The sequence below is a fragment of the Haloimpatiens massiliensis genome (assembly GCF_900184255.1).
Lineage (GTDB): Bacteria > Bacillota > Clostridia > Clostridiales > Clostridiaceae > Haloimpatiens > Haloimpatiens massiliensis.
Genome location: NZ_LT854639.1, coordinates 34,284 through 50,990 on the forward strand (window position 1 = coordinate 34,284; position 16,707 = coordinate 50,990).

Genomic DNA, 16,707 nt, shown 5'->3' on the forward strand with positions numbered 1-16,707 from the left:
CTTGGGAACAGCGTAAGGTAATAATTTGAATGTGCTTAAGTTTTATAAGGGTAGAGGACCAGATTTTACTACTGATTCTAATACTTGAATCTTGCATTTTACGCAATTAAGTCTTATTTTAGCTCCTATAGGTAATGTTATATTTGGATAATCATGACCAGATGGAAAATTAAATATAGTGGGTCTATTTAAAGACAGAATTTTATCTTTAAACACTTCATTTAAGGATAAGCTTTTTTCGCGATTTTCTGTATCGCAATTAGTGAAATGACCTAGTATAAATCCTCTGCATTTTTGAAGTTTATTTGCATTATAAAGCTGTGTAAGCATTCTATCAATTTTATAAGGCTCTTCGCCTATCTCTTCTAAGAAAAGTATTTTATTTATAGTATCTATTTCATAATCTGTACCCAAGGAACTACAAATTAAAGAAAGATTACCGCCTACTAAAAAACCTTCTGTTATTGAATTACTGAAGCTTTTAATATGGGAATCGTAGGAATCTATACAGTAGGGCTTAAAGCCATTCTTTAAAGTGCTTAATAGACTCTCTAGAGTTCGCTTTTCTAGTAAATTGGATGTGAGCATTGGACCGTGAAAAGTTATAAGATTACAACGTCTGTACATTTCATTAAGGAGGACAGTTATATCGCTGTAGCCTATAAAGGTTTTAGGATTGTTTTTTATTATATTCCAATCTATAAGTGGAAGAAGTCTGCTACTTCCATACCCACCTCTTAAACACATGATTAAGTCTACGGTTTTATCTATAAACATTTCCATCAAATCATTAACTCTATCCTTGTCACTCCCAGCTAAATAGCCATTTCTATTAAAAGCATTCTTACCAAATTTAAGTTTAAACCCTAAGCTTGTTAGTAATTCAATATTTTTCATAATATTTTCTTTGTTTTCAGGTCCGGAGGGCGCTACTATACCTATAGTATTACCTTCGCTTAATTTATTACCTAGCATTTTTACACCGTTACAAGAAACTTATAAAAATTATAAAACTTTTATGTTAGTTTATTTGTTTTTGGATACCTTTGTTTGTAGTATTATGATAAATCTTAATAACTTAACTTTCGCACATAAATTTCAAGCTCTTAGAGAATCTTTTCAATTCATATTTAAAAGGAGCTGTCGCACTAAAAATAAATACTACGATATATTGTACTAGATTTAAATTTTTAAGACAGTATATTGTATGTAAATTGTTTAATGCGACAGCCACTTATCCTTATATTTTCAATTATAAATTTAAAAATTTTATTTTATAACTACGAAAGTTCAATTAATAGTTTACTATATTTATATTGTAAGTTTTTCTAAGTTTCCTTAACGGCACACCTCCTTTTTTTTATAATTTTTTATGGTATTTTATGATTATCCCACAAAAAGTATTACATTACTTGAATTATGAAATTTCATAATTCACCACATTGTATCTTTTTGTGGTTTAATCATTTTATATATTTTTATAAATTTTCATTAACAATTATTAGATTCTTTATAAGTTATTATTAAATAGTATAGTTTATTCTTATAATATATGCATATATTATAAGGGTAAATTAATAAAAGATTAAATTAGGGCTTGGGTTACTATAAATAAGTTTTTATAGGGAATAGGGAAATGGAGGTATCCCTATCAAGTAAATTCAAGCTGAAGCTATGAATTGCTCTATATTCATTTAATAGTAAATGAAGAATATTGGCAAAATTAAACTAAAATTACATGGTTAATTAAAGAAATGAAATTTTTAATTCATAATTTGAAGGTGATAGGATAATTAATGAAGAATGTTACGAAAACACGAAGTATTAAAGGAAAATTGATAAAAAAGTGAATCATATAAAGATAAATTCATTTTTTACGCTAATTTAAGAGTATTTATTGATTAAAAGCCTTTAAACCTGTGTGGAAGCCCTAGATTATTTATGAAAAGACTAGTATAATCTCTATATGCCCCAAAAGGTGATATTTAACATATTTTTAACAAAATTATAATATATAATTGTATTATAGTTTATTAAAATTTAAGCATTAATGATAGAAGGGTGAGGGAAGTGTATAAAGAAATAATCGAAAGAAAGAAATTGCCAATAGCGACTTTTTTAATAACTTTGCTATGTGCGTTTATATATTTATATAAATTTATTTCTATATGGATTACCGGCGATGCTGGTGTTATGGATGACGTATTAGGTTTAGGAATTTTTATATGTATGGCTACAATATCAATTGGAGAAATATATAGATCTTGTATAAGATATAAATATTCTATAATTGCAGATCAATTTATAATTCATAAAATGGTTAGAAATAATAATATAGAAGAGGAAAGCGTTAAATTTAAAGATATAAAATTTTTAGGTAAAGTTAAAGACTTAAAAGAGGACTATAAAGTTAATTCTACTAAAAAATATTTATGTTCAGTATTTAAAACTAATAGATACTGTTGTGTATATTCTAATGGTAGAGAACTTAAAAAGTTCTATTTTGAACCTAGCAAAGAAATGATTGGCAAGTTAAGATTTATGATGAATAAAGATGAATGTAAAGCATATATGAGAAATAGAGTTAGTATTTCTATATAAAAATAATAGGCTATCTAAGTTATCAACAACTGGTTTATTGGAGGTTGATAACTAAGATAGCTTTTTTTTATTTTGCACTTTCCCATTGTTCTTCTTTTATTTGAGATAGTAAATCTTTATTTTCTATTAAATCTAAACCGGTAATTGCAAGAGCTGTGCATGCCTTCATGCATTGTTCTAGGGAAAATTCTTTTATTGTTTCTAAAGCAAATTCCTTTGATGGATAAGTAATTTTAGTATCTTCTGTTATTTTTATAAATGGATTTATGCATGGAACTACGTGACTTACACTACCGAGACTTAAGCCGGGCATAATTTTTGGAAAATCTTTAACGTATATAATTCCTGATTCTTTTAAGTTATGTGAAAATACCCTACATAAGGTTTCATTGGGATGCATTTCTTCATAAGGAATACCATATATACTTACGTCTGTATCTACAGAGAAAATATCTCCAATACAATTAACAAAAGATTTTATAAAGTTTAAAATTTTATCACCTTTATCTAAAGTCATAGAATTGATTAAATAATCTATTTCATATTCGGAGGTGAAAGTATAAGGATTACAAGAACCTCTCCAGTTAATGGCTTTTATATCATAATCTTTTGGTAAATTTTCTTTAAGGAAATTTGTAAAACTGTATGTAAGAGTACCGCAGTGGCTAGGATTACAGGAGGATAATAAGTAATTTTTATCTTTTGGTATTGAAAATTTTACTTTAGCAGGAATTAGGGCATAGGATTTTAGAGTTTTTGTAGTTGTTACATTTGGATGAGCCACTAACACTGCGTCTATATCCTTAAAGGTTCCCTGCTTTACCATAGTTGTTTTAGAGCCATTTATATATTGACCAGGACAACCTATTACAACTAAAGTACCACCTAGCTTAGGAAGTACTTTTGAAAGTCCTATGGCAGCACCTAGAGACATGGTAGTAACTAAATTGTGACCAGATACATGACCTTGTTCAGGATCACCGTCATATTCACATAAATAACATATTTTTGGATGACCGCTTCCCATTTGGGCATAAAAGCTTGTGGGGATCTGAAGATAATTTTCCTCTACATTAAAATTATGCTTCTTTAACATATTAATTATATAATTATAGCAATTATATTCTTTAAAACTTTCTTCTGGATTATTATATATATAATTAGCTGTGTCATAGAGTTCAGTTTTTAAAGTGCTTAAGTATGATATAATTTCTTGTTTCATTTATAAGTGTGTCTCCTTTCTAATATAACTTTAAATATTAAATGAATTTTTCAATGAAATTTTTAATTTCTAAATTGTAGTGGAAGGCAAATATAACTTTTAATGTGAAATTTAAAATTAAGCTCTTTTAGAAACTAACTATAATTTGAAATTTGCAGGTAAGTAATAGGTAAGAGCTGAGAAGTAAGAGTTAAGGATAAAACTCAAGGAGTTTTTTAAATTAATTTGTAAGTAACAGGTAATAAGTAATAGTTGTGGTGAAAATTCAGGTTTGCTGAATTTCTTAAAGAAACTCTTACCTTTTACCTACCAGTTTTTACCTTTTCGCTCTTACTTCTTACTTTTTACCTCTTACCTACTCTACAAATTGCTATTTTACATTCTAAATTTAAAATGAAAAACGTTTATTTATCTAATGTAGAGCTTGAACTTTATGTGCGAAAGTTGAGTATTTAATTTTAAATTTGAAGTTATATTCACTTTAGAATTATAAACAAATTACTTCTTATTTAGTATACCCAATAAATAAGTAGATATTTGTCGCATGAAAAGTTGTATGGACAAAATAAATATATGGGGGTTATTGAATAAAATATAGTAAGAGAGGCAATAATTTAAATATTAAAAGGATAACATGATTCAAGGGGGATTTATATGAATAAAAGAAGTTGTATTATATGCGGCAGGCCTCTAAATAATGGTATAATTATTAATGGAAGAGGAATTTGTAAAAAGTGTGAAGAAAGAATAGTAGGTTGTAATATAGAAACAGATTTCTATGAATACTACAAAAACTGCATAAGAAGAAACTTAATAGGTGATTTACTAAAGGGAGAGGATTTGATTTGTCAGGATTACCATTATTAGAAGGAATATTAAATTATATAAAAGAAAAAAATTTATATTTTTGCATGCCAGGGCATAAGGGTGGTAAGGGATTTCTTACTACCGAGATCGGAAAGAAATTTTTAGATAACTTAGCTAAGTTTGATATAACAGAAGTAGATGGAGTGGATAATCTTCACAATGCTGAAGGAATAATAAAAGAATCTCAAGAGCTTTTGAGTGCATATTATGGGAGTAAAAGATCCTATTTTTTAGTTAATGGAAGTACTAGTGGCAATTTAGCTATGATATTTTCTTCGTTTGAAGAAGGTGATAAGATAATAGTGGAGAGAAATTGCCACAGATCCATATTTAATGGAATTATAATGAGAAAATTAAAGCCTGTTTATATAAAAAATAAAATAAATGAAAAATTTAATGCTCCTCTTTCTATAGATATGGAGCATTTTTTGTGTACATTGGAGAACAACAAGGATGCAAAGGGAATAATTTTAACCTATCCTAATTATTATGGTATATGTTTAGATTTAAAGAGGGTTGTAGAGGAAGCGAAAAAGTATAATATGAAGGTTTTAGTAGATTCTGCTCATGGGGCTCATTTTGGAGTTAATTCTAAATTGCCTCCTCATGCAGTAAAATTAGGAGCACACATAACAGTTATGAGTTCCCATAAGACTCTTCCAAGTTTTACTCAAACAGCATACTTACATATAGGGAATAATGAAATAAATGAAGAAAAAGTAAATTTTTATGTGAGTTCATTTTTAAGTACTAGCCCTTCTTATATGTTAATGTGTTCTATGGATTATGGAAGATACTATCTTCAAGAAAATGGTGAAAAAGATTATGGAAAACTTATACAGTTATGTGAAACTTATAGAAATAAAATTAATAAACTTAAAGGGTTTTATATATTAGGAAATGATGATATAAATCAGGGAGAGAATATAGACTTAACTAGGTATATATTAAATATAGAAAAAGACTACAGTGGACATAAACTTTTAAATTATTTAAGAAAGCAGGGAATTCAGTGTGAAATGAGTGATAGCCAAAATGTAGTGCTTATTTTTTCTCCATTTAATGAAAAAAAGGATTTTGAAAAATTATATGAAAGTCTAAAAAATTGTAATTTAGAGAAGCTTAAAGAAAAATATAAAAAGAGTTTCATGGGCCAAATACCAATAAGAGCTATAGAGCCATATGAGGTTATGAGTAAACTTAAGTTAAAAGTTAATTTAAAGGATTCTCTAGGAAAGATAAGTGCTAGGGCAGTGGTGCCTTATCCGCCAGGTATTCCTGTGGTGATGCCTGGAGAAATTATAACTAGAGAAGTAATAGATATGATAAAATATAACTTAGAAAATAATATAGATGTAATGGGATTAGATGAAAAAAATAAGGACATAGAAGTGCTGGATTTTTAGCAAATAAAGCATAATGGAGGAATGGAAATGAGTAAGGGACTTCTTATAACACTAGAAGGGCCAGATGGCTCAGGAAAAACAACTCAAATAGATTTATTGGAGAAATACCTTAAGGAAAAGGGATATGAGGTTATAAAAACCAGAGAACCTGGTGGAACATCTATAAGTGAAAAAATAAGAGATATAATACTTGATAATGAAAATAATGAAATGTGTGGTATGTGTGAAGCACTTCTGTATGCAGCATCAAGGGCTCAATTAGCTAGTGAAGTTTTAAAACCAGCTTTAGAACAGGGGAAGATGGTAATATGCGATAGGTTTGTTCATTCATCCATAGTATATCAAGGTATAGGAAGAGAATTAGGTGAGGATAGGATAAAGTACATAAATGAAGCAGCTTTAGATGGATTAAAGGCAGATTTAACTATAATGCTTACAATTCCATATGAAGAAGGTTTAAAGAGAAAGTATAAACAAAGAGAATTAGATAGACTAGAGAACTGTGGAAATGATTTTCACAAAAAAGTTTTTCAAGGCTATTTGGAAATATATAGAAGATATGATAAAATAAAAGTAGTAGACGCAGATAGAGATATAAATGAAATACATGAAGATATAATAAAATTGGTAGAACAATTAATAAAAGTACAATAAAATTAAGTAGCTATTTTATATTAAAAGTTACTCCATATTAAAGTATAATACAAGTTAGCAATTGCAAAAGCTAAAATAATAAAATTGAATAATAAAGACACTTGTATTATAATAATATATTAATAATTTATTTTTAAAATAAAAGCATATATCTAGCTAACTAGGGGGTATTAGTATTATGCTTTATTCCACTAGAGCTAGTTTATAAAATAAGGGGGTATTGTTTTATGAAACTTGTTATTGTAATAGTACAGGATGATGTATCAGCAGATTTAATAGACACTTTAACAGAAAGTGGGTATAGAATTACTAAATTAGCTACTACAGGTGGATTTTTAAAATCAGGGAATACAACTCTTTTAATTGGTGTTGAAGAGGAGAAAGTTGAGCATGTCTTGGGCATATTAAAGGAAGAGTGTAAAGCTAGAAAACAAGTGGTAACATCACCATCACCAGTGGCAGGCTCTACAGGGGTATATGTACCATATCCAGTAGAAATTGAAATAGGAGGAGCTACAGTTTTCGTGTTAGATGTAGATCAGCATTTAAAGATTTAGATCTTTGGAGGGTAACTAATGAGTTTTGAAGATATAATTGGGCATGAGAACATAAAGGAACAAATGATGAGAGCTATAGAAAAAGGAGTATTATCTCATGCACATCTTATAATAGGAGAAGATGGAATTGGAAAGAGTACCATAGCTAAGGCTATGGCTCTTAAAATTCTAGGAAAAACTAAGGATATTCAATATCCAGATATAATTCAGTGGAAAATCCCTAATAAGGAAAAGTCATTAAAAGTAGACCACATAAGACAGCTTATAGAAGAGATAAATAAGAAGCCTTATGAAGGTGATAAAAAAGTAGTAATAGTATACCAGGCTGATAAAATGACTGAGCAAGCTCAAAATGCTTTGTTAAAAACCATAGAGGAACCTCCTAAGGGTGTATTTATAATTCTACTCTGTGATAAGCTACAGGTAATACTGGAAACTATAAAATCTAGGTGTCAAATACATACGTTAAGAGCTTTAGGGGAAGATGAAATTAGAAAATTTGTCCTTAGACAGTATAAGGATTTAAATATAGAACAAGAGGATGCGGTAGTAGCATTTAGCGCTGGAATACCGGGGAGAGCTGAAAAATTTGTGGAGGATGAGGAGTTTCACTATATTAGAGATGGAATTTTACAAATCCTTATTTCTATCACAAAAGTAGATGAATTAAAAGCATTAGAATATGAAAGTTTTTTTAATAAGTATAAAGAAGATTGGGAAGAGATTCTAAATTGTGGCTTAACTTTTGTAAGAGATGCTATGATTTTTAAAGAAACGGGCAATAGGGAACTTATAATAAATAAGGATAAAATTAAAAATGTACAAGAATTGGCTAATGTGTTTTCATATATAAAATTAAATGATATTATAGATATAATAGGGTATGCAATAGATGGTTTACGTAAAAATGTCAATTCATCATTAATTTTTGAAATGATGCTACTTAAATTACAGGAGGTTTAGCATGGTAACAGTTATAGGAGTGCGTTTTAGAAAGGCAGGTAAGATATATTATTTCGACCCAGCTGGATTACAATTAAATGTTGAAGAAAAGGTTTTGGTTGAAACTGCTAGAGGTATAGAGTTCGGAGAATGTGTAATAGCAAATAGAGAGATAAGTGAAGATAAAATTGTAGCTCCATTAAAATGTGTAATAAAAAAGGCTGATAAGGCGGATATAGAAAAAAACGCTGAAAACAAAAGGAAAGAAGAAGAAGCTTTTCAAATATGCATTGAAAAAATAGAAAAACATAATTTATACATGAAACTTATAGATGTGGAATACACTTTTGATAATAACAAAGTTATATTTTATTTTACAGCAGAGGGTAGAGTTGATTTTAGAGAATTAGTAAAAGATTTAGCATCAGTATTTAGAACAAGAATTGAATTAAGACAAATAGGTGTAAGAGATGAAGCTAAGATGATAGGAGGACTTGGACCTTGTGGTAGACCACTATGTTGTTCTTCATTTTTAGGTGATTTTGAACCTGTGTCTATAAAGATGGCAAAAGAACAAAATCTTTCTTTAAATCCATCCAAAATATCAGGCATATGTGGAAGACTCATGTGTTGCTTAAATTATGAGCAAGAAAATTATGAAGAAATAAGAAGAAAATTACCAAAAATGGGATCTGTAGTAGATACACCTTATGGAGAAGGTGAAGTTTTAGGAAATAGTGTAATAAAAGAGTCAGTTAAGGTAAAAATAAAAATAGATGGAGAAGAGACTATAAGAGAAATACCTATTAAAGAAACGAAGCTTATATCTGGAGATTATGAAGATGCAGTAAAAGAGGAAGAAATAGACATAGAAATCCAAGATGAAGAGGACAGGAAAATAATTAAAGAGTTATTTAAAGAGGACTAGGGGGTTTCAAGATGAAATCTGTATTTAGGGTTGTTGGAATGAGAACTTGTAAGGATGTAAGTAAAATCAAAAATGCCATTGCAAACAATGAAGGTATAGTAGCTTGTCAAATAAACAAAGAAAATTCCCAAGTTGAAATAATATATGATGACTATTTTGTAAATGAAGACACATTGATGGAATGCATAGAGCGATTAGGATATACCGTCATATAAAAATCTTCTTTTAAAATTTAGTGAAACATGATAAAATAAGTAATGGATAATGATTGTCCAAAATGTTAAGGAGGTGTGTTACTATGGCATATAAAATTACAGATGCTTGTGTAAGCTGTGGAGCATGTGCTTCAGAATGTCCAGTTAACGCTATAAGCCAAGGAGATGCTCTATACGTTATAGATGCAGATACTTGTATTGATTGTGGAAACTGCGCTAATGTTTGTCCAGTAGGAGCACCAGTTCAAGAATAGTAATTATTATAGAAAAAGACCGCATGTGCGGTCTTTTTTATATTGCTATGGGTAAAAAAAATATTAGTCACATATTATAGTAATGATAAATATAATATATTAAAAATAAAATATGCATAGCTTCTATTCTCAAAGACATATTTGTTTAATATTCATATAATTCTAATCCTTAGTAATATCTCATACATATGAGATATTAGCTAGGGATTTATTTTTTATGTTGAAATATGGTATAAATTATTGAAAATTAAGTTTAACTTGATAAAGGATAGAGAGAAGTTTATAATATAATGATTACATATTAACAAATGGTTAAGAACAAGGAGGTATGAAATATGATTTCTATATATAAATCATTAGAAAATCAACAATTACAAGAAATTGAGCATATAGAAAATGGCTGTTGGATAAACATGGTGGCACCATCAGAAGAGGAGATAGCTTTAGTATCTAAAAAGACAGGAGCGCCAGTAGAATTTTTAAAAGCAGCACTAGATGAAGAAGAGACTTCCAGAATAGAGTTGGAGGAAAACATACTTATAGTGGTTGATATTCCTTTTACAGAAATGGAGTATAATTCTCTTACTTATGATACATACCCTCTTGCTATAATACACACACAAAATGAAATAATAACAGTTTGTTTAAAGAATAGTAGAATACTTCAGGATTTTGCAGAAAAGAAGATTAGTTCTTTTTATACTTTTAAGCGCTCAAGATTTATACTTCAGATTTTATATAGAATAGCTAATTATTATTTAATATATTTAAGACAAATAGATAAAAAGAGTTTATTAGTTGAGAAAAAACTACACAAATCTATGAAAAATAAAGAATTAATTCAGTTATTGGCTCTAGAGAAGTCTCTCGTGTACTTTTCCACATCATTAAAAGCTAATGAAATAACTTTAGAAAAAATGCTTAAATTATCTATAATGCAAAAATATGAGGAAGACAAGGACGTTCTAGAAGATGTAATAGTAGAAAATAAGCAGGCTATAGAGATGTGTAATATATATAGTAATATATTAAGTGGGACTATGGATGCCTTTGCCTCAGTAATATCTAACAACTTGAATATAGTTATGAAATTTTTAGCAGCTATAACTATAGTAATGTCAATTCCAAATATGGTTTCAGGATTATTTGGTATGAATGTAAATGTTCCTTTTGCTAATTCTCCATATGGTTTTTGGTTTGCATTAGCTATAATTGCAGGGATATCTTCTATAGTTACATTAATACTTGTAAAAACAGATATGTTTTAAGGGGTAAGGTAAGAAGTAAGAAGTAAAAAGTAAGGTAAGAAGTAAAAGGTAAGAAGTAAGAGTTTTGGGGAGTTAAAATTAATACATGAAGGGGTGAGTAGAAATACCTTAGGTTGTTTATTTGTTTTGAAAGCAGATAAGCTACACTGAGTATATAAAATTATGGATATGGTAAGAGAAGATGAAACCTTGGATGACCTTCAATTAGGAGGTTTATGTGTTATACAGAAAAAAGAAGGCTTTAGATTTGGAGTAGATGCAGTGCTTTTAGCCAATTTTTCTAAAGTTAAAAGTAGAGATAGAGTAATAGATTTGTGCAGTGGCACAGGGGTTATCCCTTTTATAATAGAAGGAAAAAGAAATCCACAGTACATATGTGGCGTAGAAATACAGCAGGACATGGTAGAAATGGCAAAGCGATCTATAAGTTATAATAAATTAGAAGAGAAGATGGAATTTATAAACGGCGATTTAAAAGATAATGAACTTTTGAAAAATTTAGGAAGATTTAATGTGGTGACAGTAAATCCACCATATAAACTAAAAAATTCAGGTATAACTAATTTAAGAGATAAGGATGCCATAGCTAGACATGAAATACTTTGTACATTAGAAGATGTAATAAAAGCCTGTAGGAACCTTCTTAAGGATAATGGAAGGATGTACATGGTACATAGACCGGATAGACTTGTGGATATAGTAACACTTATGAGAAAGTACAAAATAGAACCTAAAAGAATAAGAATGGTACATCCATCTGTAGGGAAAGCTCCTAATATAGTTCTTGTTGAAGGACAGAGGGATGGAGGAAAATTTTTAAAATGGGATGAACCTTTATATGTGCACAATGAAGATGGAAGTTATACAGAAGAAATAGAGAAGATTTATGGAAGAATTAAATAACAAAGGAATGATAATAAAATGAGCTTAGGAAAGTTATTCTTAGTAGGGACACCAATAGGAAACTTATCAGATATAACCTTAAGGGCATTGGAAACTTTAAAAAATGTAGATTTAATAGCAGCAGAGGATACAAGGCAGACCTTGAAGCTATTAAACCATTTTTCCATAAAAAAGCCACTGATAAGTTATCACAAGTACAATGAAATGGAAAGAGGAAATGAAATAATAAGTAAATTAAAAGATGGAATTAATATAGCGTTAGTTACAGATGCAGGTATGCCAGGAATATCTGATCCAGGCAGTATTGTAGCTGAAAAATGTGTGGAAGAGGGGATAGAATTTGAAGTAATACCTGGAGCTACAGCAGTTATAACCGCTCTTGTATATTCTGGTTTGGATACATCCTCTTTTATTTTTAAAGGTTTTATGCCTAGAGAAAATAAAGATAGAAGAGAATTTTTAGAGGATTTAAAAGATAGGCAGGAAACATTGATATTTTATGAAGCGCCACATAGACTTAAAAAAACTTTAGAATTTTTGAAGGAGAATTTAGGAAATCGTAGAATATCTATATGTAGGGAATTAACAAAGTTGCATGAGGAAATTTTAAGATTTACATTAGAGGAAAGTATACAATATTATAACAAAAACCTTCCAAAAGGTGAATTTGTTCTTATTTTGGAAGGAAAAAACAGGGCTCAGGTAGAAAAAGAAAAGATGGAGCTTTGGGAATATATTACCATAGAAGAGCATATAAAAAAGTATATAGAAAAAGGAATGCCTAAGAAGGAAGCAATAAAAACAGTAGCTAAAGATAGAAATATGCCTAAATCAGAGGTATATAAACATTCCCTAAACTTATAAACACATGGTTAAAAAAGGAAATGTTAACATTGTGTTTTTTTACAGATTTAGCGTTGAGTTTAAATTTTATAAATGATATAATTAAAAATATGATTTAGTGTAAAGAGAAAAAATACACAACTAACTATAGTATATGAAAATTCATAAAAATTATTCACAACGTTAGGAAGTTAAATTAGAATATACGACGACAGAAGTTTTTTATAATAATTTATAGTAGGGAGGAAATGGGAGTGAATAAGAAGCTTATATCCGTATTAGTTGCTACGGGGATTATATTGGGGACAACTTCACCAGCGATTGCCAATCCGAATAGTACAGTAAATAAGAGGAAAGCTGAATTACAACAAAATAAGGATGCTTTAAAGAATGCACAGCAAAAGAAATTAGACCTAGAAGAAGAAATTCAAAAGTTAGATGGTAAGATAGAAGGTTTAATGAGAGAAAGTGGCAATATAAAAACTAAAATAGCAAGCACTGAAAAAAGTATAGAAGCTACAAAAAAGCAATTAGAGGAAGCAAAAAAAGAATTAGACAAGCAGCAGGCTATATACAATCAAAGAGTAAGAAATATGTATATAAATGGTGCAGATAGTTATTTAGAAGTTTTATTAGATTCTGAAGATTTTTCAGATTTAATAAGCAGAGTAGATATGATAAAGAGCATAGTAACTAGTGATAAAAAAATAATAAGCGAGTTAGATGCTAAAAAAGAAGAAGTGAATAGTAAAAAATTAGCATTAGATACTGAAAAACAGAAGCTTGTAGCATTGAAATCAGAAAACGAAAACAAGTTAGCTAAAATGGATGAAAATAAAAAGGAACAAGAAAAAGTTCTAGTAAAGTGGAGACAAGAAGAAGACAAATATAAAGATAAAGTTGAAGATTCTCAAAAAATGTTAGCAGATGCTAAGAGAGCAGTAGAATTAGCTATGGCATCATCAAATGAGAGTAGACCATCAAGAGGTGGCGGATACACAGGTGGATCTAGTAATTCATCTTCAAACTCGGGTTCAAACTCAGGTTCAAGTTCAAACTCAGGTTCAGGTTCAAGTAATGTGGTAGTTCCAGGTTCTTCAGTTGGAGCTGCAGCTGTGAATGAAGCAATGAAGCATTTAGGTACGGCTTATGTATATGGAGCAGCTGGACCATCAAATTTTGACTGTTCAGGGCTTGTTCAGTACTCTTATGCAAAGGTAGGTGTGAGTCTTCCTAGAACAACTTTTGCTCAAATAAATGTTGGTATACCAGTTTCAAGAGATCAATTACAAGTGGGAGATTTAGTATTCCCTCATACTGGTCACGTAGGTATATATGTAGGAAATGGACAAATGATACATGCACCTCATACTGGAGATCACGTGAAAATTTCACCAGTATATAAATTTTATGCGGGAAGAAGAATAAGATAATAAATTAAGCTTATAAACCAGAGGTTTATTTTCAGATTCACCACCAATGATAAAGAAAATAATCTTCTGGTTTTTTATTTTAAATTGTAATTAAAAGAAATGTAAGTTTATTATTATTGTAGATTGCAACTAAAAATAATTTTAAAAATATTAAGTGATTATCCCACAAAAAGCATTACATTACCTGAATTATGAAATTTCTCTGGAATGACTTGCATAAGAAGCAACGGAACTATTTAAATTTAATTTTAGAAATTCTTCTTTTAGACAGATAAAATTATCGTAAGCCTGGCAAGGACGCCAGGCTAGCGAACCTGAGGCAGGACGCTGAATGTGAGCGTTAGATAATTTTATATGGCTAAAAGATTAGAATTTCTTAAATTAAATTTATTGTTCCGAGCTCTTATGCAAGTCATGGAGGAGAAATTTCATAATTCGATCACATTATACCTTTTGTGGTTTAATCATTAAGTTAATTTTTCTCATGAATAGATTTAGGTACATGAAAATAAATAACAACTCAAAGATGCTGGTATATTTTGTGTCAGACAAGGAAACAGGTTCCGCCGCTAGTAGAACTATCGGTGGGCTCTGCTGACGTAGTATGACGCAAAATAGACTAGCATACTGGCTTGTTATTTATTTGAATGTGCCTTATCATTAAATTCCCATCTGTAATGTTCTGCCACTTTAGCGCGCCATAAATTGAAATTTGGAACTTCACTGGCGTGGGGATTGTTGTTGTGTATTATGTATGGCACACCATCCTTGCCCCTCTTATCTGAGATAATGCCTATATGCTCATAGGGTTCTAAAAAAACCACTATGTCCCCAGGTTGCCATTGTTTCAAATTATCTACATTAAAAGGTTTGATTTCCTTAGTTAAACTTAAAGCATGTCTTTGAAAAAATACATTAAGGTTTGGAACTCTTCTAAAATCTATATTAGGGTCAGGAGCGTCTTTAACTCTGGGATAATCCTTTAAATGTTCTTGTATGTCTTTATCCACTAGTTCCTTTAAGTTTATACCGGCACCATTGAAGGCTCTCCAAATCACGTCAGTGCAAACTCCTTCTCCTTTTGGGGGATAGCCACCTATGTAATAAACACTTTTATATTTAGTCTTATTTTTAGCCTCTTCTCTAGCGGCAGTTACTAAATCTATAGGATCAAAGACACTATTTTTGTTTTTATCTATTTTTTCATATTCCTCAGGCACTTTTATTTTTTTAAAAGGATTTTTAATAAAAGGATCCTTAACAGAAGAATTATCTTTGTTTTTAAAAGTGAAAAAAGAAAATATTACAGCTATAGCACATAAAATCATGGAGATTCTTACTAACTTTTTCAAATAAAGACACCTCTTTACCATAGAGATTTTATAAAATTTAAATATAATTTTTAATTTAAGATTAAAATTCAGGATGTATGATTTTTAATAATTTAAATATAAGTACTATGTAAAATTATATTATGATTATCCCACAATAAGTATTACATTGTTTGAATTATGAAATTTCTCTGGAATGAGTTGCATAAGAAGCGAAGGAACTATTTAAATTAAATTTATTGTTCCAAGCTCTTATGCAAGTCATGGAGGAGAAATTTCATAATTCCATTACATTGTATCTTATTGTGGGTTAATTATATTATGTAATTTAAATAAAAGGGTAAATTATTGGTTACAAAAATATGTCATAAGCATAACAAATGCAGTAAAAAACCGCATGACGGAAATCATGCGGTTTTAAGCAAAAATTATGTAATTAATATTTAAATTAAATTATTTTTCATTTTTTATTTCATTTAAACAAGATTTACAGATGTTTTTGCCTTTATAGTTTATAACGTCTCTTGCATTTCCACAGAAGATACAAGCAGGCTCATATTTCTTTAATATTATTTGCTCACCATCTACATATATTTCTAGAGCATCCTTTTCAGCGATATCTAAAGTTCTTCTTAATTCTATTGGAATAACAATTCTTCCCAATTCGTCTACTCTTCTTACTACACCAGTTGATTTCATTTCTAAATTCCTCCTTATATTATAAATTCATTTTATACACTTTTCGACAAATTAACTGGACGTTTCAAGTTAATTTGACATATAAGATGATTTAATGATTAAATAATTATTCGTTAAAATTACAAAATAATTATTAACTTCCATCTATAGTTAATATACTACCATTTTATACAAATGTCAATATGTTTTTTAAAGTTTATACATTTTTTACTATTTGTTAAGAAATTAGACTTATCAAGGGATTAAGCTAAGTTGGTTACTATAAAGTAATAAATTTTACAAAAATATTATGAAAAAAATATAGAATAAAAAAAGTAATTATTTGGATTAATTATACTATATGTCGAAAGGCTTGTCTAATAGCTTAATAAAAGTATACTATTTATTAAATTATTGTCTACACATGAAAAAAATATTCATAAATTTTGCAGAAAAAATATAATATCCCTATGAATTAAGCATCAGAATGTATTATTATAAGTGAATGTTAATTAATTGCTTTTTTATGGAACACTAAATGTAAATAATAAGAAATATTTTTATAATTAATTTATAGATATATTAGGTTATAATATTAACTATAA

At 29.1% G+C, this 16,707-nt stretch carries 17 protein-coding genes; 13 read left to right on the forward strand and 4 right to left on the reverse strand.

Features of this window, described 5'->3' with window-relative positions:
• Positions 1 to 42 precede the first annotated feature (42 nt).
• Positions 43 to 975, reverse strand: a complete 933-nt coding sequence (locus C1715_RS05750) for a S66 peptidase family protein (protein ID WP_102399632.1) — start codon at positions 973 to 975, stop codon at positions 43 to 45.
• 1,095 nt (positions 976 to 2,070) lie between these two features.
• On the opposite strand from C1715_RS05750, the gene C1715_RS05755 reads away from it, so the two are divergent.
• Positions 2,071 to 2,601: a hypothetical protein gene (locus tag C1715_RS05755; protein ID WP_102399633.1), complete on the forward strand. Its 531-nt coding sequence runs from the start codon at positions 2,071 to 2,073 to the stop codon at positions 2,599 to 2,601.
• Between the two features lie 67 nt (positions 2,602 to 2,668).
• Here the strand turns inward: C1715_RS05755 and C1715_RS05760 are convergent, their stop codons facing one another.
• Positions 2,669 to 3,823, reverse strand: a complete 1,155-nt coding sequence (locus C1715_RS05760) for a zinc-binding metallopeptidase family protein (protein ID WP_102399634.1) — start codon at positions 3,821 to 3,823, stop codon at positions 2,669 to 2,671.
• A 654-nt stretch (positions 3,824 to 4,477) separates the two neighbouring features.
• On the opposite strand from C1715_RS05760, the gene C1715_RS05765 reads away from it, so the two are divergent.
• From C1715_RS05765 to C1715_RS05820, 12 genes are all read left to right on the forward strand, one after another.
• A complete protein-coding gene (locus tag C1715_RS05765; protein WP_102399635.1) occupies positions 4,478 to 4,690 on the forward strand; it encodes a sigma factor G inhibitor Gin in 213 nt (70 codons plus the stop codon).
• Positions 4,669 to 6,096, forward strand: a complete 1,428-nt coding sequence (locus tag C1715_RS05770; RefSeq protein WP_102399636.1) for an aminotransferase class I/II-fold pyridoxal phosphate-dependent enzyme — start codon at positions 4,669 to 4,671, stop codon at positions 6,094 to 6,096. The genes C1715_RS05765 and C1715_RS05770 overlap by 22 nt, the downstream gene beginning before the upstream one ends.
• Positions 6,097 to 6,123: 27 nt before the next feature.
• A complete protein-coding gene (gene tmk / locus C1715_RS05775; protein WP_102399637.1) occupies positions 6,124 to 6,750 on the forward strand; it encodes a dTMP kinase in 627 nt (208 codons plus the stop codon).
• Positions 6,751 to 6,977: 227 nt separating this feature from the next.
• Positions 6,978 to 7,307 carry a cyclic-di-AMP receptor gene (locus tag C1715_RS05780; RefSeq protein WP_102399638.1) on the forward strand — a complete coding sequence of 110 codons (330 nt, stop codon included), beginning with the start codon at positions 6,978 to 6,980 and terminating at the stop codon, positions 7,305 to 7,307.
• 18 nt (positions 7,308 to 7,325) lie between these two features.
• Complete coding sequence (locus C1715_RS05785; RefSeq protein WP_102399639.1) at positions 7,326 to 8,270, forward strand: DNA polymerase III subunit delta'; 945 nt, start codon at positions 7,326 to 7,328, stop codon at positions 8,268 to 8,270.
• Position 8,271: 1 nt separating this feature from the next.
• Positions 8,272 to 9,177: a PSP1 domain-containing protein gene (locus C1715_RS05790; RefSeq protein WP_102399640.1), complete on the forward strand. Its 906-nt coding sequence runs from the start codon at positions 8,272 to 8,274 to the stop codon at positions 9,175 to 9,177.
• An 11-nt stretch (positions 9,178 to 9,188) separates the two neighbouring features.
• Positions 9,189 to 9,392: a heavy-metal-associated domain-containing protein gene (locus C1715_RS05795; protein ID WP_102399641.1), complete on the forward strand. Its 204-nt coding sequence runs from the start codon at positions 9,189 to 9,191 to the stop codon at positions 9,390 to 9,392.
• An 83-nt stretch (positions 9,393 to 9,475) separates the two neighbouring features.
• A complete protein-coding gene (locus C1715_RS05800; RefSeq protein ID WP_035295014.1) occupies positions 9,476 to 9,646 on the forward strand; it encodes a DUF362 domain-containing protein in 171 nt (56 codons plus the stop codon).
• Between the two features lie 335 nt (positions 9,647 to 9,981).
• A complete protein-coding gene (locus C1715_RS05805) occupies positions 9,982 to 10,914 on the forward strand; it encodes a magnesium transporter CorA family protein (RefSeq protein WP_102399642.1) in 933 nt (310 codons plus the stop codon).
• 162 nt (positions 10,915 to 11,076) lie between these two features.
• Positions 11,077 to 11,817, forward strand: a complete 741-nt coding sequence (locus C1715_RS05810) for a tRNA1(Val) (adenine(37)-N6)-methyltransferase (RefSeq protein WP_102399643.1) — start codon at positions 11,077 to 11,079, stop codon at positions 11,815 to 11,817.
• An 18-nt stretch (positions 11,818 to 11,835) separates the two neighbouring features.
• Entirely contained in the window at positions 11,836 to 12,681 is an 846-nt protein-coding gene (gene rsmI / locus C1715_RS05815; protein ID WP_102399644.1) for a 16S rRNA (cytidine(1402)-2'-O)-methyltransferase, read from the forward strand.
• Between the two features lie 233 nt (positions 12,682 to 12,914).
• Entirely contained in the window at positions 12,915 to 14,093 is a 1,179-nt protein-coding gene (locus tag C1715_RS05820) for a C40 family peptidase (protein ID WP_102399645.1), read from the forward strand.
• Positions 14,094 to 14,728: 635 nt separating this feature from the next.
• Here the strand turns inward: C1715_RS05820 and C1715_RS05825 are convergent.
• Together C1715_RS05825 and C1715_RS05830 are read right to left on the reverse strand one after the other, a co-directional pair.
• Positions 14,729 to 15,445 carry a DUF1287 domain-containing protein gene (locus tag C1715_RS05825; RefSeq protein ID WP_102399646.1) on the reverse strand — a complete coding sequence of 239 codons (717 nt, stop codon included), beginning with the start codon at positions 15,443 to 15,445 and terminating at the stop codon, positions 14,729 to 14,731.
• Positions 15,446 to 15,877: 432 nt separating this feature from the next.
• On the reverse strand, positions 15,878 to 16,123 hold the full coding sequence (locus tag C1715_RS05830) for an AbrB/MazE/SpoVT family DNA-binding domain-containing protein (protein ID WP_102399647.1): 246 nt from the start codon (positions 16,121 to 16,123) through the stop codon (positions 15,878 to 15,880).
• Positions 16,124 to 16,707 lie beyond the last annotated feature (584 nt).